Raw genomic sequence first — 19,497 nt, forward strand, 5'->3', positions numbered from 1 at the left:
AGTTCGAGGTTGAGTTTTCTCTCACCCTGTTTGCGACACCTCCCACTCCCCCCCCAGCGCGCCCCCCCCCGTCTAGTGTCGCGGCGGGCGCCCACCCCCCGCCGCGCGGCCCCCCCCCCCCCCTCCGTGTGCCGACTGGCGAACCAGTCGTGATTGAGTGAGGAGCAAGCAGTGAATTTCGGTCGAGTCTGGTCCACGGCGGGAGTCGTGGTACTGACAGGAGCATTGCTCCTCACTTCTGCACCAACCGCATCGGCGGATTACATCAGAGATCAACAGTGGGCCTTGAACGCCTTCGCGGCAAAAGACGTTTGGGCCGAATCACAAGGTCAGGGTGTGACTGTCGCGGTTGTCGACTCTGGAGTCGACGCCACTCACCCTGACCTGACCGGCCAGGTCCTCGAAGGGAAGGACTTCACCGGCGGTGGTGACGCGCGGCAGGACGAAATGGGGCACGGAACGGCTATGGCTAGCCTGATCGCTGGTCATGGCCATGGCCCGGGAAACGCGTCCGGCATGGTCGGTCTCGCACCAAAGTCGAAAATCCTGCCGTTGCGTACCCTCCAAACAGAGAAGGATCGCAACAGCGATGAGACCTGGGGCGCTGCGGTTCGATATGCGGTTGATCAGGGAGCGAAGGTCATCAATCTCTCTTTCGCCAGTGACAGCAAGACATTGAGCGATGGTCGAGCGGCAATCGCATATGCGCAAGCCCGCGATGTTGTCGTCGTCGCGGGCACGGGTAACGATGCGTCCATCGCTGTCTCTGAACCGGCTGCGCTTCCGGGCGTCGTTGCGGTTGGCGCCATTGATAAGAAGGGAAACCGTTGGGAGAAGTCAAACACGGGGAAAGGCCTTGTCCTCATGGCCCCTGGGGTTGAAGTTCTCACCGCGAATCCGACCAAGTCGGGCAAGTATAACGTGTCAAATGGAACATCGGATTCAACGGCCTATGTCTCTGCCGCTGCAGCCTTGGTGCGCTCCAAGTTCCCTGACCTCACCGCGGGCCAGGTGATCAACCGCCTGATCAAGTCGGCCACTTTCGCCCATCACAAAGGTTTGAAGGCGCCCGATGAGGAGTACGGCTACGGCATCGTCCGCCCCTACTCGGCGCTGACGATGGACATCCCCGCGGGTCCGAAGACGAACCCTCTCGGTCAACTTTCGTCCGCCACTCCGGCATCCGGCGGTGCCGCTGAAGAAGCGGACGACTCGACGCAGGCCAAGAAAAAGAAGAAGAAGTCTTCCGGCAGCCTCCTCGTCCTCGGCGGCATCGGAGCCGTTGTGGTCGTCGGCGCGATCGTGTTCGCGGTCATCCGCACCCGCCGAAACGGCGGCAACGGCGGCCCCGGTAACGGCGGCGGTACTCCTCCCCCCGGAACGGGCTACCCGCCCCAGCCCCCGACGGGATATCAGTCCCACCCCAACGCCGTCCCCAATCAGGGATATCCGACGCCTCCCGGACAGTCCTCGCAGCACCCCAACCCCTACAGCCAGCAGTCCCCGTACCAAGGTCAGTAAGGCCTTCGCACGTTTTTGATACAGCGTCCGCGTACATACCACGAGCTCGTCCTCGTCTCGATACATCGGTCAAGGAGCAATTCTTCATGGGGGAGCACTTCAAGACGGATACAGATCAGTTGGCGCAATTCCTCAGAACCCTTGAGGGGTGTGTCAGCGATCTGAACGAGGCGCGAGCCGCTCTCGCACACGTCCGTGCTGACCAGATCGGGACCAAGCGTCTCGACGAGGCGTGTGACGGCTTCCAGGAGCGTTGGAAGTACGGATCCGAGCAGACACAGAAGATGATCGAGGGTGTCAGCGAGGGCGTGAAGTCCAACAAAAAGGGCTACGAAGAGGTCGAGGAAGCCCTGGAGAAGGCATTTGCGGACATGGCGAAGCAGTCCACCTCCGGCGGTGGCGGAGGTGCGAAGTAATGGCAGCCAACCCCTACCCCAATCTTGGCTGGAACCCAGTGCCCGGGATACCCGGCGAAGTCATTGCCCTCAAGCAGAAGGTCAGTTCCGCTGCCACAGCACTGCGCACTTGCCACACTCAGCTTGACAAGCTGATCGGCGAAAGCAGCTACTGGGAAGGCGAGGCCGCGACGGCGTTCAGGGACGCCATCGACGGCGAGCTGCCGACGTACATCAAGAACGCCGCTCGGTCCTTGGAGAAGGCAGCGGCCCAGCTGGGCAGCTGGGACGGGTATCTGACGGCCAACCGGGATCTGGCGCAGAAGTACGACGATGTCGCGGCCGAGAAGAAGGCCGCGATCTCGTCGGCCAAGGATCGCCACGCCCAGGCCGAGCAGCACCCCGATCTGGGCCTTGCCGGTCGGCAGTTCTCCACGCAGGAAGAGGCCGACGCCGCGACTGCGCGGCTCAGGGCGGCCGAGCGCAGCCTCAACGAGGCGACCATCGCGCTGAACAAGGCCAACGGTGAGTACGACAACATCATCACCAAGGCCCAGGAGCTGGAGACCACTCACGCGGACAACGCCGAGACGGTCGCCAAGTCCCTCGATGACGCCACGGACAAACTGGCACCGAAGGAGCCCGGCTGGCTGAGCAAGGCTGTCGACGCCATTTGGGAGGGCATCAAGGCGACCGGCGAGTTCCTGCTGGAACATGCCGGGACCATCGGTGCCATCGCCGGCCTGCTCGCCCTGTTCCCCACACCGCTCGCGCCGCTGTTCGCCGGGATCGCCCTGGTCGCGAGCGCAGCTTCGATGGCCAAGAACTTCGCCGATCCCGAATTCCGGGACGCCTTCCTGCCATGGGGGGACAAATTCGGCTGGAACGGGGATACCTTCTCCGCCTACGCCTCCTTCGGTTGTGACGTGCTCGGCATGGTTCCTGGTGGAAAGGCACTAGGGACGGCAGGCCGGGAGATCGCAGACGGTCTCCGCATGGCGGACGGCATGGGCGTGGCGGTGAAGAACACCGAGAAGGCAACCGAGTTCGCGAGGGAGTTCGGCCATGTCTTCAAGACCAGCGCCAAGGCCGGAGCCGACGACGCTTGGGCAGCTGCGGCGGAAAGTGCCACCGGGTCGGCCAAGTTGCTGGGAAATCTCAGTGCCAACGGCCTCAATGTCGCGGCCAACACTCTGTCCTCTCTCGAGGCAGAGGGCGTGATACCGGAGGAGGGCAGCGGCCACAACGCCGCTGAGCTCACCAAAGCCGGGGCCGGGTTCTACGGCCTCGCGGGACTGGTGGGTCTCGTATGACGAACACGGCAACTGACCGGGAACGGTGGATCAGCGAGTGACCGAGCTCATGACAGAACCCGTGGGCGAAAGGGAGCCGGCGTTCTGGTACGCGATTCCGCACGGCTATCTGCAGATGGATCTCGACCCCCCGGTAGAGCGGATCGAGGCGTTGGTTCGGCAAGTGCTGAGCTTGCCGGAGGAGATGCGGCTCCGCGCAGAGGAAGTCCTGCGCTTCTACGCCGGCGTCGTCATCTCGCTCAACGCGCATCGTGTCCAGGCCTGTCTGATCGGTTCGCACCCGGACGACGCCGGTGGGATCGCGTTCTCCGTGCTCACCGTCTCGACGGTCCCAGCGTCCGGAGGCAACGCCAAGCTGGTGATCGCCAGTCTCGCAGGCACGGCCGCGGACAGTGCCGACGAGGGAATGCGTCCCTTGGAGCTGCCGTGCGGCACAGGCTTCCTCGCGGAGAAGAAGGTCGTCACCACGGCACCCGGCAGGTCTGCAGAGGGGAGCGACACTCCCCTGGAGGGGCGGGTGTGGCAAGGTACCGTCGCTGTCACGGGCTCAGGAACCAGCGACATCATCATGATCCAAATGGTGACGGCCGCTGTCGAGCTCGCAGATGACTACCGGGACATCCTGCTCGGCGTCGCTCACACGGTGACGTTCACCGATCCCTCGCTTCCTGCGGCCGGGGGACACGAGGTACCCGAGCCCGGCACTGCGGCCGCCACGATACGTAACGACTTTGGGTGAGGACGGCGAACAGCATGGCAGGCTCAACCGAGGCACCCGACATCGATCAGGTGCTTGAGCACAACAGGAGAACATGGGCAAGGCATGTCGTCGGGCGCATTGCTCTCGGCCTCGGCTGGCTCGCGGTGCCGTTCCTGTTGCATGTCGCGGGAGTCCCCGATTCCCTGTTCACGATGCTTCCCATCCTCCCCGGAGTCTACGTACTGCTGTTCCTGCTCATTCGGACCAGGCACGGCCGACGCATCGCCGCGTGCGAGAAGATACTGCGCACCTATCCGCTCGAATATCGCACAAAAGTGGCCAAGAAGAGCGAGCAGTGGCAGCTGCTCGGCACGGTGTTCACCATTCGGGTTTCGACTCGAGGACAGCAGGGTGCGCCACTTATGCGTGCGATCAACGCGTCAGCGGTCCGACACTGGCCCAAAGGGGCAGAGGACGGTGGCGCCTGGATCGCAGGTGATCCGCCGTTCGGCGGCGTCGTGATCATCCCCGGCACCAATGACATGTTGTTCATGCAGCCGGCGGACTGGCAGAAGTTTGCCCGCGAGCGGGAGGAGGCCGATCCCATGCGGAGCAGACTGGCGCTACAGGCAGGACTGACCCAGCTGGTGGAGAAGGAACCGAGCCTTGGAGCCGTGCGCGGCCTCTAGGGCCTGTTGCGAAAGTCGATCTTGGTCGTGGATGATCACCTGCCGTGGGCCGTGGTGATCTGACGAACGACCAGTGGGCCCGGCTTGAGCCGTTGCTGCCGCTGGGCAAGAAGCCGGGCCGTCCACCTGTGTGGACCCGGCGGCAGTTGATAAACGGCGTACGGTGGCGGACCAGGACCGGTGCCCCGTGGCGCGACGTGCCGGAGCGGTATGGGCCGTGGGACCGGGCCTACGACCTGTTCCGCAGGTGGCAGCGCGACGGCACCTGGAAGCGGATCTTCGAGCAGTTGCAGGTCGATGCCGACATGAAGGGCCTGATCACGTGGGATGTCAGCGTGGACTCCACGATCGCCCGGGCCCACCAGCACGCCGCCGGGGCGCGTATAAGGGGCGCTGCAGAAGGAGCCTCCCGGCGGCGTTGACACCGAGCCCGACGATCACGGCCTTGGACGCTCGCGCGGCGGGTTGACCACCAAGCTGCACCTGGCGGTCGAGCAGGGGCAAAAGCCGCTGTCGCTGCTTGTCACCGCTGGCCAGCGGCACGACAGTCCGCAGTTCCAGCCGGTCCTGGAGGGCATCCGGGTGCCCCGCATCGGTCGGGGCCGGCCGCGAACCCGACCGGACAAGGTCCGCGCCGATAAGGCGTACGGCTCCCGCGGAACCGCACCTACCTACGCAGACGCGGCATCAGCTGCACCATCCCGGAGAAGGCTGACCAGGTCCGCAACCGCAAGAAGCTCGGCTCTCGCGGCGGACGTCCGCCGAAGTTCGACAAGGTCGATTACAAGGAGCGCCACGCAGTGGAATGCGGCATCAACCGCCTCAAGCGCCCCCGCGCGGTGGCCACGAGATACGACAAGCTCGCCGTCCGCTACGAGGCAACCGTTCTGGTCGCAGCCCTCAACGAATGGCTCTGATCGGCAGATGGCCTTCAGGTCGTTGCTCACCAGTCCCGGGTGGCGATCAGCTCCTCTGCATCCGCGTCCGTGAACCCGTATGCCGACGCGACGAACCAGAAGTCCTCAGCGATCACCTCGCGCGCAACCGTCTCGATCTCACTCCCGGCTGCCTCGAACTCCGCCTCCAGACGGTTGAATTCCTCCGTTGCGGCCTGGGCTAGCGCATACAGGGCACCCAGGTCCGACGGTTGCTCAGCCTCAATCCGCTCGCACAGCCGCAACAGGATCGCCCTGCCCCGGTCGACGACGTGATCGGGGAAGTACGAGTCCGCATACATCGGCCGCAGAAACGCGTGCCCTGCTATCTGCTGGTTTGTGATCGGCATGACGCTTCCCCATCCCTAGGAGTGCTGACGCGCCGATCATGCACGAAACCACTGACAACGACGCCGCCCACGTAGGCCAAGCCGCCCGTGACCAGCACTTTCACAACACGCCCTAGTGTCAAATCCACTGAGTCACGATGAGTGAGCGCGGGCCATCCTGGCGCATGTCTCCAGGTATTCGAGTGACCGCCTGAAACTCCTGTTCCGCATGTCGAGCACCGGGTCAATGTGCTCATGCGAGCGTGCGTCATGCCTCGGGATCCGCAGCATCGTCCGCGTCCTTCTCCTCTTGCGTTCTGGTGTCGAACTGGTGCGTCTCGTAGCCGTTATGTCGCTCGCCGTAGGGGGTGTCCCTTGATGAGGACGTACGTGATACGTCGATCCTCAAGCGCGGACCTCAACTGTTTGGCGCGATCCGTTTCGTTCTCGGCTTCCTGCTCCTCGGCAGTGGTGGCTTTCGGGCAGTCGGTCGGAGTAACGAGTCCGGGAGACAGGACGAAGGCAGGCCGAAGTTGGAGCGCCGCTGCACGCGGGGGTGCGGTCGGGTGGTGGGGCGTCAATCGTTGTGCAGGGGGTACTGCCAGGCTCCAGCCGACGAGCTCGTGTCATCGATCATCCAGATAGCGTCGTCGATGTGCTGGCGAAGTAGAAAGGCCTCATCCGAGTTGTCCAGATCCTCAAGGATCAAGCGGCCTGTGATCCATTCGATGAGCATGTTCAGGAAGCGATCCAAGTCAGTGGCGACAAGGACACCTTCGAGGCCGGGTTCGTCAGGGCTGGAGGGGATGCGCAGCACATGTCCCGACGGTCCGTCGATCACGACCTCACCGCCCATCCACATGCCGATCTCGTAGAAGGGTCCGGACTCCTGGGCCTGCTCGACGTCGCTCGGCCACTGCCATTCACGCAGAAACTCGGCACGTTCCGGGTGCAGCCTGATGCCCTTCGCTTCGAAAGCGGGGAGACCTGTGTCGGCGAGGATGCGACGGGCGACCTGGTCCGTAAGACCGGCTGGGAGACGCGCTGTGTCGGTGCGAAGGAATCGGACATCCGGGGTCAACTCAGAAAACGCGGAGAGTCCGAGCTGCGCCCGAGAGGGTCGAGCGGGTCCAGCAGCGGTTTTATTGCCAAGGAGTGGAGCGTTGTCAGAAAGATCTGTGACAACAGCCGGTTCATCTGGTGTGGTCGACTCGACCGCGAATACGCCGCCAAGCCCCGCCACGACGGTGACGGTGCCCATATCGAGGGAGATCGGCAGGAAGTCGTCTTCCTCGACCGGGCCTTCGGTGCAATGGTCCTGTGCGCGGAGCTCGCTGCGTGTCGCCGGGCCGAAAGTCTGACCGGCCTCCCGCGTATCGTGTGTTTCTGTTTCAGTGCCCCAGGAAAGGTTGTGCAGTTGGTCGGGAGGGAACTGCTCTTCGCTCCATGGGCCCGCCACGAGCTCGGAGGTCACGACATCCCAAATGAGCACACTGCGTTCGGCCGTACAAGCCGCCACAGCCGGACGCCCCTGCCAGCGGACCGTGTAGAGCGAATAGACCGGGCCTGGCCTGAGGTAGCCGACGTCGTACCCGCCCGGTGGACGCCAGTGCGTCCACCGCGTTTTCCATGGCATGCGGACACTGGAGTTCTCGAGCCCATGGCAAAGTTCGGTGTCACCCCTCGACAGCGCCATCAGGTGTAGCCAGGAGGCCCATTCGCCCTGAGACGGTGGAGTGACACCGTACATCTGGAGGAACACGGCGTCCGCTGCCGGATTCGACCCGGGGAGCGACCCGTCGTAAGCACAGTGCGCGGCATCCACCAACACGGCCCAAGGCAGGTTGGCCACCACTTCACCATCGGTGAGAAGCGCTTCGAACTGTTCTGCCTGTACCGCGTGCATCGCCAGTCCGTGTGCTGCGTACCAGCCGAGCGCTCCGGAAGCGGCCCACCCGTCAGGGTGGCGCAGCCGGGGAGAGGCTTCGCGAAGCCACCGTGCGATATGGCGGTTCACCCGGGCCTTGAAGTCCGCGGGCGCTCGGTGGCGCAATGCTTCGGGCACAGCCTCATCGATGAAGGCGACATGATCGTCGGCGACCGTGAGAAGTTCCGGATACCGCGAGGCAAGACCGCTTAGAAACTCCTCGGCACAATCCGGCAGTCCTGCGCCCTGGGCCAGTTGCCCCCACACCTCCAGGGGCACGCGCCTGGGTTCGGAGAGGGCGAGCACCTGAATGTGAGAGGAGCTCATCGCCCGATCGAGCCGTTCCTCGAGGAGTGCCGAGTCGTCCAGCTGTACGGTCGCTCCTCGGCGCTGCGGACCGGCTTGCTCGTTGTCCGCAGGACCAACGTCGACCACCACGCCAGGACCCTCAAGTGCCAACCGTCTGGCTGCGGAGTTCCGAATGATGGTCGGATGGGCGGACCTGCGGGTGGGGCCCGCCTGCCACGCGTTCTTGACCAGGACAAGCTTGTCCTCAGAGCTCCGTGGCACAGCGCGGTACCAGCTGTAGCGCGTCAGGTTGGAATCCGGGACCCCGACCAGGCTGAGCATATTGCGGAAAACCGCGTCCGCGTACATCCCTGTCGCGTCCAGGAGCCTGCTCTCGGCGACACTCTGATCGACGCGCTCCAGCAGAGTGTCACTGCCGCACTGGCTGACGACATGGAGATCGCGCCCTCCCGAGGGCCCTTCTCTCCACCACTCGAGAACGCGGGAGACTGACTGATCCAGGGGAAGGCATTCGGGATTTGGGGGCGTCTCGGTCATGTGGTTCCTCACTGAGGCGTAACGATATGCAGCATAGTCTGTGCCCAGACTTCACCCAGCACAGCGAGATGTTTATCCATCTCTGCGACCATTTTGTCTTCATTGTCGGTGGTGATCTTGCCGACTTGGCGAGAGATTTGGTCGTTGTGCAGTCTGAGCTTCTTGAGGTTTTCCCCCTTCTCTTTCTCGGAGATCCCTTCGTCCATGGCGTCGATTGCCTTCTTCTGGAGCTTCTTGAGCTCTTCTCGCTTCTCTTGCCGCTGGTCAACTCCAACAGGATCCGTGCGGTAAGTGGTGCTGTAGTAGACCGGAGTGCTGTCGCTCTTCATGTCCGGGTGAATTCGTAGGCGGGTGGAGCAGTCGGCATGCCCTTCTCCGACACCGCATGGTTCCCGCTCCGTGTAGAGACCGGCCAGACTGTACTTGACCCCGTCAGGTCCAGAGTTTGTGCGGTCAAGCCACTCAAGGAGATGTTTCTCTGAATGGCGTGGTGAAACTCCTGTCGGGTCCGTCGGTACGGATGAGTCGACGACGTAACTGCTGTTGCCATCGGCGTCAATGACCTCGATGACCGCATAGTTCTTTCCGGAAAAATCCGGCTTGTGCCCTGAAGCGTCGATCAATGCATTGATCTGATCGTTGGTGGGCGCCTTGGACTTCCCTGTCAGGCGTTCATGCAGCTCGCGGAGGGCGCTTTTTGCCTCTGGGTCTCTACGGTATTTGCTTGGGAAATTGTTGCCGCTTCGATCGCGGGCATCTGCGCTCACCGCGCGTTCCGAGTCGGTCGCCAGGTCGGGGTTGCCGTCCCGGCGCGGGGCGGCGTCGTGGTACGGCCGGCCGTCCCTGTCGTGCTCAGGGCTGTGCCCCACTCCCTGGCTCTCGTGGTAGGTGAGACTGAGCCGAGCCAGGGAAGCGACAACAGCCGAACGCTGACCATCGTTCATTTGGCGAAATTCCTCGCCCAGCGTGTCTTCCAGGAACTTGCGGCTGAGAGTGGTGGGGGGTAGGTCGGCTTCCCCAGCTTCGCGCGCAGCCTGCAGCGCGCTCATCCTGTCAGACGCGTGTTGCAGTACCGAGGCGAGGCGGCCGTCCTTGGCCCAGCTTCTGAGGTTGTCGTGTACGGGGTCGAGATCGACCCGGTACACAGGCAGACCCCGGGCTTCAGGGTCTGCATTTTCGTGATCACGTACGGCCTGCTGCATGTGGTCCGGCGGCAGACCCAACTGTTCCGCGCTGCGTGGTTCCGGCTCCGGAAGCGAGGCGTTCCGTGTCGTACGGGTCGGGTCGCCCCAGTCAGGACCCGAAGGCAGCGAGGTGTTGCCCTGCCCGGCGGGTGCACTCGGTGTGCGTATGTCGGGGGGTGCCGGAGAGTCGGTATCCGGCCGACTCACGTGAGGCGTGGGGGCCTGCGGTGTCAGCCTTGTGTGTTCCTTGGGGCGTGCCTCAGTTGCACGCCGGGGCGAAGTCTGCGGACCAGAGGCGTGTGGGTCCGCGTGCTGCTGGCGGGTGGGCCGTTCACTGGGCGGGGCTTCCGGCGCAGGGCGGGATGCGTCTGACCGATCGCTGGGCGTGGGAATCTGCGACTCGGGTGTCGAAGTCGTCGCTCTGGGGGAACCGAAGGAGTGCACCCCACTGGTGCGAGTGCCTGTGCGCGTCGATGACGATTCTTCGTGGCCGGGTCGCCCGTGCTGGTTGCTTCCAGTCCCGTGCTCGCTCGTGCCGTCGGTGGGGCTGGATGCAGTTCCCGGCGTGGCAGTGGGCAACTTTTCGGCGGAAGGACCGTCAGGCGGCCGTGTATCGACCTCGGGTGTGCTTTCTCTTCCGTGACCCCGGATGCTGCTGTCAACTGGTCTTGCGGCGTTCGAGGGTGCCGACTGCGTGTGGCTTCCCTCCTGAGGTGACGCCGGTATCCCGCTGGAGGGGTCTGCCTGGTGGGGCTGATGGCCATCGGGCCCGTCAGTCGAGTTGTTCGCTTCCTGCTGTGTATCGGTAGTGCCTTCTTGCGACGCTTCAGCCCCCTGCTGCTCCTTCTCGGTGTCCTTGCCGTCGGTGTCCTGGGTGGTGTCGATGGGGTTGCGGTTGGCGTCGAGCGGGATGTGCCAGACGTGTTCGGCCTGGTCGATGTGGAGGGGCTGGTCGCTGACCTCGCCGCTCTGGGTGTCGATCCACACGATGTTGCCGTTGTGGTTGACGACGTTGAAGGCGTGGCCGCCTCCGCCGGGCCAGTCGACCTGGACGATCGCCGCGGAGCCGGGGCCGGCCTGCTGGAGGGTGGAGGCGATGGTGTTGGCGGTGTTGGGGTCGCCGCCGGGGCCCGCGTAGGTGTGGGGTGCGCCGGTCCAGCGGATCTGATTGTCGTTGGCGTTGTCCTCGGGGGTGAACGGGTCGTGGTTGCCGTTCTCGTCGGGGTCGAGCGTGCGCGGAGCTGAGACCTGCGGGTTGCCGTACCAGGTCTCCAGGAAGGAGCGGGAGCAGTCGGCGCAGTTGTTGCTGCGGCCGGGGACCTCGTTGCCGCCGTCGTTCTGGAGCTGTGCCCACGAACCGTGGGGGTCGGGGAAGCGTTGCGGGGTGCCGTCCTCGTTGTGCGGGACGGCGTCGACCAGGGCCTGCTGATCCGCCGGGTCGGGCTGGGTCAGGCCACCCGGGGAGTGGTCCAGGTCGGAGCGGATGTCGTCGAGACCGTCCTGCTTCGGCTGCTGTGACTGGTTGTCGGCGGACGGGGCGTCGGCCTGAGGGGAACCCGGGGTCTGCGGTGTGGTTGGGCGGCCTGTGTCTGAAGGTGGCGTCGAAGAGCCCGGGTTGGTGGCGAAGGTGTGGGGGGAAGCCACCGTGGTCGGTCGCTGCTGCTGAGGCTGGTGGGGTGGGGTGTTCTCCGGCTTGGGGGACTGCGCCGCCGGCTGCTGTGGGACGTTGGGTGTCCGAGGCGTGCCGGGCGTGCTGGGCGTGGGCTGTTGGGAAGGCCTGGGGGTGGTGGAGGCCGGACCCTGCTGGTGCGGGGTGCTCGGTGTCCCGGGTGTGCTCTGGGTGGGGGGATGACTAGCGGGGTGGTCGGCGGTGCGCTGGCCAGGTGCCGCGGTGTTCGGTGTGCCGCTGCTCTGCGTGCTGCTGATCGATGTCGGGGTGCGGTCGGTGCCGGACCCCGTCGACGGCGGGGGCGTTGTCGCGGGAGTGCCGGTGGACGGAGACGGGGATGCCGCCCTGGGCGGAGCCGGCTGGGCAGGGCTCGGGTTCGGGTTCGGGTTCGGGGTGGTCGCACCCGGGGTCGAGTTTCCGGGAGCGCTGCGGGGTGGTGTGCGGTCGCCCGGGGGCGTACCGGGGGTGTTGCGGGGAGTGGTGGCGTCGCCTGGAGTGGTGTTCCCGGGGATGCGATGGGCGGGTATCCGCGGGTCCGGTGTGCCCGTTGTGCGGCCGTCCGCGGATGGAGTCGGTGAGTTGCGGGGTGTCGTCGGGGTCGTCGGGTTGGGGGTGGATGCGGGGCCGGTTGCCCCGGGGGACGGTGTGACCGGGGGAGGCGCTCCGGTGGATGGGTTCCTCGCCGCGCCCGGGTTGGTCGTGGTTCCACCCGGGCCCGTGGCGGCGGAGTGGCCGACCGGGGTGCTCCCGGCCTGGTGTGTGCCGGCCGCGCCGGGCGTGCTGGACGGCGTCGTGGGTGACGAAGGTGTCGTCGGTCCGCCGTCTGCGCGGCTGCCGGTGCCGGCGGCTGACGGGTCGGTCGAGGTGGGCGTCGGGGCGGCGTTGGTCTGGGTCGAGGCCGGGCTGCCGGAGGCGAGACCGTCGATCCTGGTGCCGATCCCGCCGCCTTCGGGCGAGGAGGACGTGGCTCCGGACGGCGCGTGTGCGGACGCGGAGGTGGGTTGCGGGCTTGGTGACGAGATGCCGGAGACCGGAGAGCCGGAGTGGGCCGGGCCGGGCGTGCTCGCGGCGGCGGGTGGTGTGCCACCGGTCGCGCGGTCGTCGAAGTCCGAGAGTGTCGGGCCGGACTGCGATGGTGTGTGCCTGGGAGTCTGAGTGTCCTGGGCGGAAGGATTCTGCGCAGACCCGGAATCGGAGCCGGAGTCGGCCCGGGAGCCCGCACCTGAATCCGGACCCGCGCCGGTGTCCGCCGCGCCGACATCCCGACCGCCTACGTCGGCGGATATCCCGCCACTCACGTTCGCGCCCGGGGTGCTGCCGCCATGCGCCGATGCCGTGGAGGACGGACCCGACGTGTCCGAGTGGCCGCCGGCTGAACCGGATGCGGGGGTCGATGAGGACGAGCCCGGGGAGTCGCCGGTCGAGCGGGGCGAGGAACTGGTGGACGTGGAGTCGGGGGACGAGCCGGTGGACGAGGAGCCGGTGGACGAGCCGGACGAGGCGGAGTCTCCGCCGCTACCGGCCGAGCCCGAGGCGGCCCGGGTGCTGCTCCCCGTGCTGTCCCCGCCGGATACCCCCGCGTCCGACGGACCGTCATAGCCGTTCAGGCGACTGTCGATGGCATGGCGTGCGCGGCCGCCCGCCTTGGCGCCCAGGTGGTCGCGGACGCCTTCGGCCAGGGTCTGCGGGGTCTGCTTGATGGCCTCCCAGCCGCCGCTGGCCCCGGCCTTGGCGGTCTGAGTGAGGTCGTAGCCCTCCTGCGCGCCGAACCCGACGTTCACCGACTGCCGGACCAGGTCCTTGATCATTTCCTCGAGCGCCGAGACCGCGGGCTCCTTCATCGCCTCGACGATGGCTTGCAGCAGTGCCTCTTTGAGTTCGTCGAGGAGCCGACGCACGATCATCCGCGTGATCTGGGTCGCTCCGAGTGCGCCGAGCTCCGACAGGCCGAAGGTGAACGGCGCGGCGACCTGGGCCGCGAAGATCTCGATCGCCAGCGCGATCAACTGGGCGATCACCGCCCATTTCGCGAATTCGACCAGATATGCGCAGGACTCCATCACGTTGGCGATGATGTAGGCCGCCTCTGCGGCGTTCGCGAGGTAGCCGTCGCCTCCGCCCCCGCCGTCGAACTTCTCGTACGCCTTGACGAACGCGTCGATCGACTCGCCCGCGTTGTGGGCGGTCACCGTGCGGGCGCTGGTGTTCGCCGTGCTGTGCAACGCGGTGACGTCATCGCCGAACTTCCGCCACACCGCGGCGGACTCTCTGAGTTTGTCCTCGTCTGCCTTCGGCCAGGTGTAGCCGAGCATCTGGAGAACCCACACCAGCTCGTCAGGCAACATCATGGACACAGCCGAAAGCACCCCCGGTCAGCGAACCCGCCGTACAACTCCCCCTTCCGCCAAGGGGAACCGCATGTGTGTACGGGTAAGCGAACACCTTAGCGGCTCATCTCTGCGTCACTTCGGCAGTCGGCAGTCACAAATCCGCTGCAGACCATCGGCATTGACCGCTCTTCAGGATCGGCGACGACGGGACCTGGAGAACGCCCAGGGAGTGCCGGGTAGTGGCACCGGACGCCGGTCTGGTTGCGGGGAGGCTGTGGACACGGGGGATCCGTACGAGGTCCGTGCCGGGGCTGCGACAGCCGTCCGCGGGGCGGCTGCGTCTGCACCAGGGAGTCGATTCCGGCGCGGCGGGCAGGCGCCGGGCATGGCGGCGAGTCCTCGCGGTCGGCTTCCGACGGCTTCTGGTCAATCCGAGCGCGATGGGCCCCCTCGGCGCCGGACGGTCACCACAGGCGGTCGTGGATACTTCGGGACCAGAGGCAGGCAGCGAATGAGGAGGAGCGACATGACCGGGACACCCGGGAACGCCAAGCAGCCGCAAGGCGCTTCACCGGACCGCGGGGTGCTGGACGAGGCGCTGGAACCGGAGCAGGTCCGCTCGCTGAACTCGGCCCTGCGCAAGCTCGCCGAGACCGGCGTGGGGGGAAAGGACATGCAGGAGGCCGCGAAGAGGCTGCTGTCCGGTCAGCTCGCCCTGCGTGACGCCATGGACGATCCCACGGTGGCGCGTGCGCTCGGCGGGGGCCTGGCGTCGCTGCGCGGTCAGTGGGAGTCGCTGTCGGAGGAGGAACGCGAGCAGGTCAGGCGGGGTGAGGCGGCATCGCCCGGCGGACCGTCATCGGGCGCGTCCGAGCCGACGAGCCCGGAGCGCAGGAAGGACCAGGGACGGCACAGCGGCGGGTTCTCGCTCTACTGATCGCACTGGCCACTGATCACCGGCGCCGTTTGCGGTACAACGCGATGGCCGCCGCGGTGGGGTAGTTGGGGACGGTGACGGTCTCGCCGGTCTCCTTGGAGACCACGATCTTGCTGCCGCCGGGCGGGGCGGGCGCCGCCGGGCGGCCGGCCGCGTCGGTGACGGGCGGGAACACCGCGTACACCAGGTACCCGATGTCGAACTCCTCGACGCGCAGTTGCGCCGCAGTGCCGTCCGGCAGCTTGGGTTGTGCGTAGCGGCTGCGGACGATGTCGAGGGCCTGCTCCGGGGTGGTCGGCGGGACCGGGGTGCCCTGGTCGTCGGATGCCATGGGTGCTCTCCTCGTCGTTTCGGCGGTAGTGAGGTGGGGCCACGAGACGATGGGCGTCCGGTCAGAACAACCCGTGCCACATCTGCTCGACGATCAGCGACCACCAGGTGTCGTCATTGCCCAGCGCGGAGGCGTCGATGGCCGCCAACTGCTCCTGCAGTGCGGCCACTTGTCCACCCGCCGCGACGGGGTCCAAGCCCTGCATCCCCTGCCTGGCGGTGGCGAGCACCGCCAGGCAGCGGGCGAATGCGGCGGCCGAGACATTGACGTAGCGGGCGGAGGCGGTCACCGGGTCCACGGCCCAGATCGCGCCGAGGCCGTCCGGCTGTCCCGCACCCGGCCGGCACTGCACCGCGATGACCGCCACGCCGTCGAAGCCGATCCGGACCAGGTGCGCCAGCGCGTTGATCCTCTCCTCGTCGGCCGGGCTGCGACGCTCGCGCAGATTCGTGGCGACGTCGGTGAACAGGCCACCGGCCGGAGGGGCGTCCGGTAGGTCGGCGCTGAAGAAGAGAGGGAGGTCGGCGGGGAGCCCGGCCCAGGTGAGCGTCGACTTGGCCGGCTCGGGCAGAGGGCTGTTCGTGATGTCGTCGGCGTCCCAGCGGCGCACCCCGTCCCGGCCGAAGACATCGACGAGGTGGCGGCCGAGTGCGGGGTCACGCATCGGTTCCGCCGGCGCCACCCGTGCGGGCACCGGGAGGCGGTGCGGACGGGGCGGCGGCTGCTGCCCCGCGATCCGGTGCAACGTCTCGGCCTGCTCGGTCAGCGCGGCGATGCCCTCCGCGCGCTCCTCGGGCCGGGTTCCGTACGTCTGAGAGCAGGAGAGCTCGGCGGAGCGGAAGGCGTTGAGGAGTTCGGCTGTGTAGCCACCCGGCAGCAGACTGGGACGCAGGTCGGTGTGTACGGCCACGACGTTGTCGACCGGCACGTTCATCTGCCGGAGAGCGCTCCACGCCTGGTACTCGGCGGGTGGCAGTCCAGGGGCGGAGGTGCGGAAGAGGGTGGTCTCCTCCCCGTTCCCGGGGTCGACGTAGGTGAAGACCGCGGTGTTGCCGGGGCCGGTGACCGGACGCGACTGCTCCGGCTCCTGGATGGTCACGGGAAGTCTCCTTCGAAGTGGCGGGTTCGGTTCAGCGAGGGGCAGGAGGGGCGGGCATGCGCCACAGGTGTCCGTGAGGCTGTCGTGCCATGACTTCTGTGTGCCTGAACGGCCGCAGGCCACGTTGCACAACGCGGTCGGACATCCCTAAGAGGCTAGCCCCGCCCCACCCGCGAGAACGCGGAGGGCCTTCACACCCCGCTCGGTGGCGAGGAGGAGGACGCCGTCGGGGGAGAGGTCGGCGGCGGTGAAGGGCGTGTCGGAGATCAGCGCGGCCACCACCTCCTGCCTCGCCCGGTCCCAGACGCGCAGGTAGTCGGCGCCCCGGCTCAGCCCGAGCGGCGCGGCGGCACGTTCGTCATCGGACGGGCGCGTGATCTGGTCGAGCGCGGCGTCACCGAAGTGTTCCGGGTGGACGAGGCCGTGGACGAGCACCGCTGAATCGCCCCTCTCGCCGGGAACGCCGCCGGGGACACCGACAGGCATCGCCCCGTGCGTACCCGCGGGAACGACGAGGACGGCGACGGGTACGGGAACGGCCGGTTCACCGGAGCCGGGCAGGCTCCCGACGGTCACGGCACTGGCGCCGGACACCGGCAGGCTCCACAACGTCTGCCAGGGCAGTCCGAGCCCGAGCCGGTGTATCCCGTCGGCGTACTCGGGCAGTCCGTCCTCGACGAACGCGGTCTCCAGGAGGGCGGCACGCATCGTGGCGGGTGCCTGCGTGCGGGTCAGCAGGGGCGCCGTGCGCATATACGTACGGGCCGGTGCGCCCAGTTCCCCGACCGGCGCGGCTTCCACGGCGGCGCGCAGCGGCACCGGATCGGCGTGGACGAAGAGGCCCGGATCCGTCAGGAGCTGGGGCAGCAGGCCGGCGGCCAGGGTGTGGCCCGCGATGTGGTCGCGTACGTAGGGATCGGCCTTGCTCCAGTCCTGCTCCGGCACGGTCTCCAGCAAGGCCATCGCGATCCGGCTCTGAGTAGCCCGGACATCGGGCAGACCCGCGCGGATCTCGTCCGCGATCGCCGGGTGCAGCAGCCGCAGGAGCGTACGGCCGCCGTCGGCCGCGTCCGCTTCCCGCTCACCCGCGTCCTCATCGGTCTCCCCGGAGTCGTCCCCGGGCTGGACGAACGGTGCGGCGAGGAGCATCCCGCCCGCGATCGCCTGGCTCATGTCCTGTTCGGCGACCGCGCTCGCCAGCCGCGTCCAGAGCTGGGCCGGCAGGCCCGCTCCCTCGGACAGGGCGAGTGGCGCCAGCATGAGCCGCAGTGTGAGCGGGTCGGCGCCCAAGCGCTTGGCGTGCAGGTCCAACGCCTCGCCCACGGACGTCGGCAACCGGCTCTCGTCGGCAGGGTCGAAACCATCCGGGGCCATCAGAACGCAGTTGACCGCCAGTTGGACGACCAGCGGACTCGTACCGGCCCTGCGGCCGATCGCCGCCCCCAGCGCGAGACGGGTGGAAGGGACCACGGTGAACGGCAGCTCCGGGGCGCCGAACTCCGGGTCGAGCGCGGCCTGGGCGTGCAGCACCAGGCCGTCGGGGTCGGCCCACTGCGGCGCGTCGAGATCGATGACCTGAACGGTGCCTGGCGCAAGGCTCCCCGCCAGCTCGGCGGCCAGCGCTCGGGGCACTTCGGCCAGCAGCCGGACCGTTCCGGTGGCAGCCAGGGGCGCGAGCACCTCACGTACGAGCCGTGCGGGCTCGTCCGCGGACCGTACGGGGCCGGCACGGTCGACGTCCGGAACGACGACGGTCACCGGCTCGTCGCGGGCGGCCAGCTCGGTGAACACGTCCTCGGCCCTGGCGGCGTCCAGCTCGTAGTGGTCGGCGAGCAGCCACAGGAACTGGGCCGCGGTCAGCCCGGCGGGTGCGGGTACCGCGGGGGCCGGCAGGTCCGGCGGGACCGTCGACGGGTCCAGCTCGTCGAGGGGCAGCCGCTTGCGGTAGTCCGGTTCGCACAGCATCAGGAATCCGGTGAGCAGCCGTGAACTCCCGCTGCCTGAGTCCCCGGTGAGCAGGACCACCCGCGGGGCGCCGGGGACGGCGCCCCGCCATGCGGTGAGTGCGCGGAGCACGGCGGCCCGGCCGCCTATGTGAGGGTGTGGTGCGTAGTCCTCGGCTGAGCTGGTCATGGATCCCCGTCCTCCGCCGCTTCCATGGATGCGTACGACAAGATCCTCATCCTATGGGGCGAGTCGACGGTCCAGGCGGACGGACGGAGCACCACGGGGCACCCAGGAGCCGGCCCATGACCGGCTACCCGGCCGACGCCCCGCCGCTCCGCGGTGCGGGCACCAGGTCGAACTCCCCGTCGCGGGCCCCGAGTACGAACGCCCGCCACTCCGCCGCCGTGTACCTGAGGACGGTGTCGTGATCGAGGGAGGAACGCATGGCCACCGCGCCCTCCGGCAGATACGCGATCTCGACACGCTCCTCATGCGCCTCGGTACCGGGCGCGCCGTGCCACTCGACCCCTGAGATGTCGAGGGCGTACAGCTCGTTCTTCTCCCGTTCCTTGCGCGCCTTGACGTCCTCGGCCTCGATCTCCGCCTCGTTGTCCCGTACCTCGGTCATGTCGCTAAGGCCTCTTCCTGGTATGCGAACGAGCGTGTCTCACCCTACTGCGCAAGCCTGCGCCCGCATGGGGGAAGTGTCCGGTGACTGGAGCAGATCACGCGTTGTGTGATACGGCGCGGAATGTGCCCTGCGGGCCGGAGGGCGGCAGCTTCACCTGACCGTCGTACTCGGCCGTCGTCTCCCGCCAGATGGCGTCCTGCTCGGCCTCGTTCCGCTCGTGCGCCACTCCCATCTTGGTGAAGGCGACGCCCATCCCCGCGAGCCGTTCGGCCAGGCTGGACATCGACTCGTACATGCCGTCGCGCAGCCCCTCGTAGACGACTCCGAACTTCTCACCGAGGTCGTCGTCACCCCACGGCGGTGGGTCGCCCTGCTTGCCTTCGAGCGCGCCCAGCCCCTCCTTCAGGGCCTTCGTGGCCGCGGCGAAGTCCTGGCCGACCTTGAACATGCTGAAGCCCTCGCTCTTGAGGACCTGAGGATCGGAGTCCATGTAGTCCGACGGCACAACTGCCCCCCGTTGCTCGTGCCTTCGTATGTCTGCCGTGACGCCACTCTAACGGTGGCACCCCCTCACGCGTCCCTGCCCATCGCAGGGCAGCGCGGAGGGGCGGCACCCACGGGACACCGTTGGCGAATGCCCCTTGCGACGTGACGTCGGCCTGTTCCACCGCGTTGGTGGGGCAGGCCGATGTCGTGTTTGGGGTGGGGTTGACG

19 protein-coding genes and 1 pseudogene are annotated in these 19,497 nt (G+C 67.3%); 12 read left to right on the forward strand and 8 right to left on the reverse strand.

What is annotated here, in order from left to right:
- Positions 1-285 precede the first annotated feature (285 nt).
- The 7 genes and pseudogenes from mycP to ACFWI9_RS25085 all read left to right on the forward strand — a co-directional run.
- Positions 286-1,521: a type VII secretion-associated serine protease mycosin gene (gene mycP, locus ACFWI9_RS25055; protein ID WP_387165302.1), complete on the forward strand. Its 1,236-nt coding sequence runs from the start codon at positions 286-288 to the stop codon at positions 1,519-1,521.
- Between the two features lie 86 nt (positions 1,522-1,607).
- On the forward strand, positions 1,608-1,937 hold the full coding sequence (locus tag ACFWI9_RS25060; RefSeq protein WP_387165303.1) for a hypothetical protein: 330 nt from the start codon (positions 1,608-1,610) through the stop codon (positions 1,935-1,937).
- Positions 1,937-3,229 carry a putative T7SS-secreted protein gene (locus ACFWI9_RS25065; RefSeq protein WP_387165304.1) on the forward strand — a complete coding sequence of 431 codons (1,293 nt, stop codon included), beginning with the start codon at positions 1,937-1,939 and terminating at the stop codon, positions 3,227-3,229. Before ACFWI9_RS25060 ends, ACFWI9_RS25065 begins: the two co-directional genes overlap by 1 nt.
- Before the next feature lie 49 nt (positions 3,230-3,278).
- Entirely contained in the window at positions 3,279-3,968 is a 690-nt protein-coding gene (locus tag ACFWI9_RS25070) for a hypothetical protein (RefSeq protein WP_387165305.1), read from the forward strand.
- A gap of 14 nt (positions 3,969-3,982) precedes the next feature.
- Positions 3,983-4,618, forward strand: coding sequence for a hypothetical protein (locus tag ACFWI9_RS25075; RefSeq protein WP_387165306.1), 636 nt, complete (start codon positions 3,983-3,985; stop codon positions 4,616-4,618).
- 44 nt (positions 4,619-4,662) lie between these two features.
- A complete protein-coding gene (locus ACFWI9_RS25080) occupies positions 4,663-5,040 on the forward strand; it encodes an IS5 family transposase (protein WP_387165307.1) in 378 nt (125 codons plus the stop codon).
- 43 nt (positions 5,041-5,083) lie between these two features.
- Positions 5,084-5,299, forward strand: a pseudogene (locus ACFWI9_RS25085) (transposase); the annotation flags it as partial.
- 262 nt (positions 5,300-5,561) lie between these two features.
- On the opposite strand, the gene ACFWI9_RS25090 reads toward ACFWI9_RS25085, so the two are convergent.
- The 3 genes from ACFWI9_RS25090 to ACFWI9_RS25100 all read right to left on the reverse strand — a co-directional run bounded on the left by ACFWI9_RS25090 (position 5,562) and on the right by ACFWI9_RS25100 (position 11,483).
- On the reverse strand, positions 5,562-5,903 hold the full coding sequence (locus ACFWI9_RS25090; protein WP_387165308.1) for a DUF5713 family protein: 342 nt from the start codon (positions 5,901-5,903) through the stop codon (positions 5,562-5,564).
- A 556-nt stretch (positions 5,904-6,459) separates the two neighbouring features.
- A complete protein-coding gene (locus ACFWI9_RS25095) occupies positions 6,460-8,655 on the reverse strand; it encodes an SUKH-4 family immunity protein (protein ID WP_387165309.1) in 2,196 nt (731 codons plus the stop codon).
- A gap of 8 nt (positions 8,656-8,663) precedes the next feature.
- Entirely contained in the window at positions 8,664-11,483 is a 2,820-nt protein-coding gene (locus ACFWI9_RS25100) for a toxin glutamine deamidase domain-containing protein (protein ID WP_387165310.1), read from the reverse strand.
- 226 nt (positions 11,484-11,709) lie between these two features.
- Here ACFWI9_RS25100 and ACFWI9_RS25105 point away from each other — a divergent pair, with 226 nt between their 5' ends.
- The 5 genes from ACFWI9_RS25105 (at position 11,710) to ACFWI9_RS25125 (ending at position 14,775) form a co-directional block, all read left to right on the forward strand.
- Complete coding sequence (locus tag ACFWI9_RS25105; protein ID WP_387165311.1) at positions 11,710-12,663, forward strand: hypothetical protein; 954 nt, start codon at positions 11,710-11,712, stop codon at positions 12,661-12,663.
- Between the two features lie 198 nt (positions 12,664-12,861).
- Positions 12,862-13,107, forward strand: a complete 246-nt coding sequence (locus ACFWI9_RS25110) for a hypothetical protein (protein ID WP_387165312.1) — start codon at positions 12,862-12,864, stop codon at positions 13,105-13,107.
- 309 nt (positions 13,108-13,416) lie between these two features.
- Positions 13,417-13,587 (forward strand): hypothetical protein, encoded by a 171-nt coding sequence (locus tag ACFWI9_RS25115; RefSeq protein WP_387165313.1) that lies wholly within the window; start codon positions 13,417-13,419, stop codon positions 13,585-13,587.
- 66 nt (positions 13,588-13,653) lie between these two features.
- Entirely contained in the window at positions 13,654-13,812 is a 159-nt protein-coding gene (locus ACFWI9_RS25120; RefSeq protein WP_387165314.1) for a hypothetical protein, read from the forward strand.
- A 552-nt stretch (positions 13,813-14,364) separates the two neighbouring features.
- Complete coding sequence (locus ACFWI9_RS25125; protein ID WP_387165315.1) at positions 14,365-14,775, forward strand: hypothetical protein; 411 nt, start codon at positions 14,365-14,367, stop codon at positions 14,773-14,775.
- 16 nt (positions 14,776-14,791) lie between these two features.
- Here ACFWI9_RS25125 and ACFWI9_RS25130 read toward each other — a convergent pair whose 3' ends face one another.
- The 5 genes from ACFWI9_RS25130 to ACFWI9_RS25150 all read right to left on the reverse strand — a co-directional run bounded on the left by ACFWI9_RS25130 (position 14,792) and on the right by ACFWI9_RS25150 (position 19,273).
- Positions 14,792-15,106 (reverse strand): hypothetical protein, encoded by a 315-nt coding sequence (locus ACFWI9_RS25130; RefSeq protein WP_387165316.1) that lies wholly within the window; start codon positions 15,104-15,106, stop codon positions 14,792-14,794.
- Positions 15,107-15,167: 61 nt separating this feature from the next.
- Complete coding sequence (locus tag ACFWI9_RS25135) at positions 15,168-16,205, reverse strand: SUKH-4 family immunity protein (RefSeq protein WP_387165317.1); 1,038 nt, start codon at positions 16,203-16,205, stop codon at positions 15,168-15,170.
- A gap of 147 nt (positions 16,206-16,352) precedes the next feature.
- Positions 16,353-18,338, reverse strand: a complete 1,986-nt coding sequence (locus tag ACFWI9_RS25140) for an ATP-binding protein (protein WP_387165318.1) — start codon at positions 18,336-18,338, stop codon at positions 16,353-16,355.
- Between the two features lie 124 nt (positions 18,339-18,462).
- Positions 18,463-18,780, reverse strand: coding sequence for a DUF397 domain-containing protein (locus tag ACFWI9_RS25145; protein ID WP_387165319.1), 318 nt, complete (start codon positions 18,778-18,780; stop codon positions 18,463-18,465).
- 97 nt (positions 18,781-18,877) lie between these two features.
- On the reverse strand, positions 18,878-19,273 hold the full coding sequence (locus tag ACFWI9_RS25150) for a hypothetical protein (RefSeq protein ID WP_387165320.1): 396 nt from the start codon (positions 19,271-19,273) through the stop codon (positions 18,878-18,880).
- Between the last annotated feature and the right edge of the window lie 224 nt (positions 19,274-19,497).

Origin of the sequence: Streptomyces sp. NPDC127084 (assembly GCF_042724175.1) — a bacterium.
GTDB lineage: Bacteria > Actinomycetota > Actinomycetes > Streptomycetales > Streptomycetaceae > Streptomyces.

Excerpts from the sequence above, each read along its gene's own strand:
- ACFWI9_RS25075 (WP_387165306.1), top strand. The coding sequence starts at position 3,983 with ATGGCAGGCTCAACCGAGGCACCCGACATCGATCAGGTGCTTGAGCAC.
- ACFWI9_RS25145 (WP_387165319.1), bottom strand. The coding sequence starts at position 18,780 with ATGACCGAGGTACGGGACAACGAGGCGGAGATCGAGGCCGAGGACGTC.
- ACFWI9_RS25140 (WP_387165318.1), bottom strand. The coding sequence starts at position 18,338 with ATGACCAGCTCAGCCGAGGACTACGCACCACACCCTCACATAGGCGGC.
- ACFWI9_RS25090 (WP_387165308.1), bottom strand. The coding sequence starts at position 5,903 with ATGCCGATCACAAACCAGCAGATAGCAGGGCACGCGTTTCTGCGGCCG.
- ACFWI9_RS25070 (WP_387165305.1), top strand. The coding sequence starts at position 3,279 with ATGACAGAACCCGTGGGCGAAAGGGAGCCGGCGTTCTGGTACGCGATT.
- ACFWI9_RS25065 (WP_387165304.1), top strand. The coding sequence starts at position 1,937 with ATGGCAGCCAACCCCTACCCCAATCTTGGCTGGAACCCAGTGCCCGGG.
- ACFWI9_RS25150 (WP_387165320.1), bottom strand. The coding sequence starts at position 19,273 with ATGGACTCCGATCCTCAGGTCCTCAAGAGCGAGGGCTTCAGCATGTTC.
- ACFWI9_RS25130 (WP_387165316.1), bottom strand. The coding sequence starts at position 15,106 with ATGGCATCCGACGACCAGGGCACCCCGGTCCCGCCGACCACCCCGGAG.
- ACFWI9_RS25060 (WP_387165303.1), top strand. The coding sequence starts at position 1,608 with ATGGGGGAGCACTTCAAGACGGATACAGATCAGTTGGCGCAATTCCTC.
- ACFWI9_RS25125 (WP_387165315.1), top strand. The coding sequence starts at position 14,365 with ATGACCGGGACACCCGGGAACGCCAAGCAGCCGCAAGGCGCTTCACCG.
- ACFWI9_RS25095 (WP_387165309.1), bottom strand. The coding sequence starts at position 8,655 with ATGACCGAGACGCCCCCAAATCCCGAATGCCTTCCCCTGGATCAGTCA.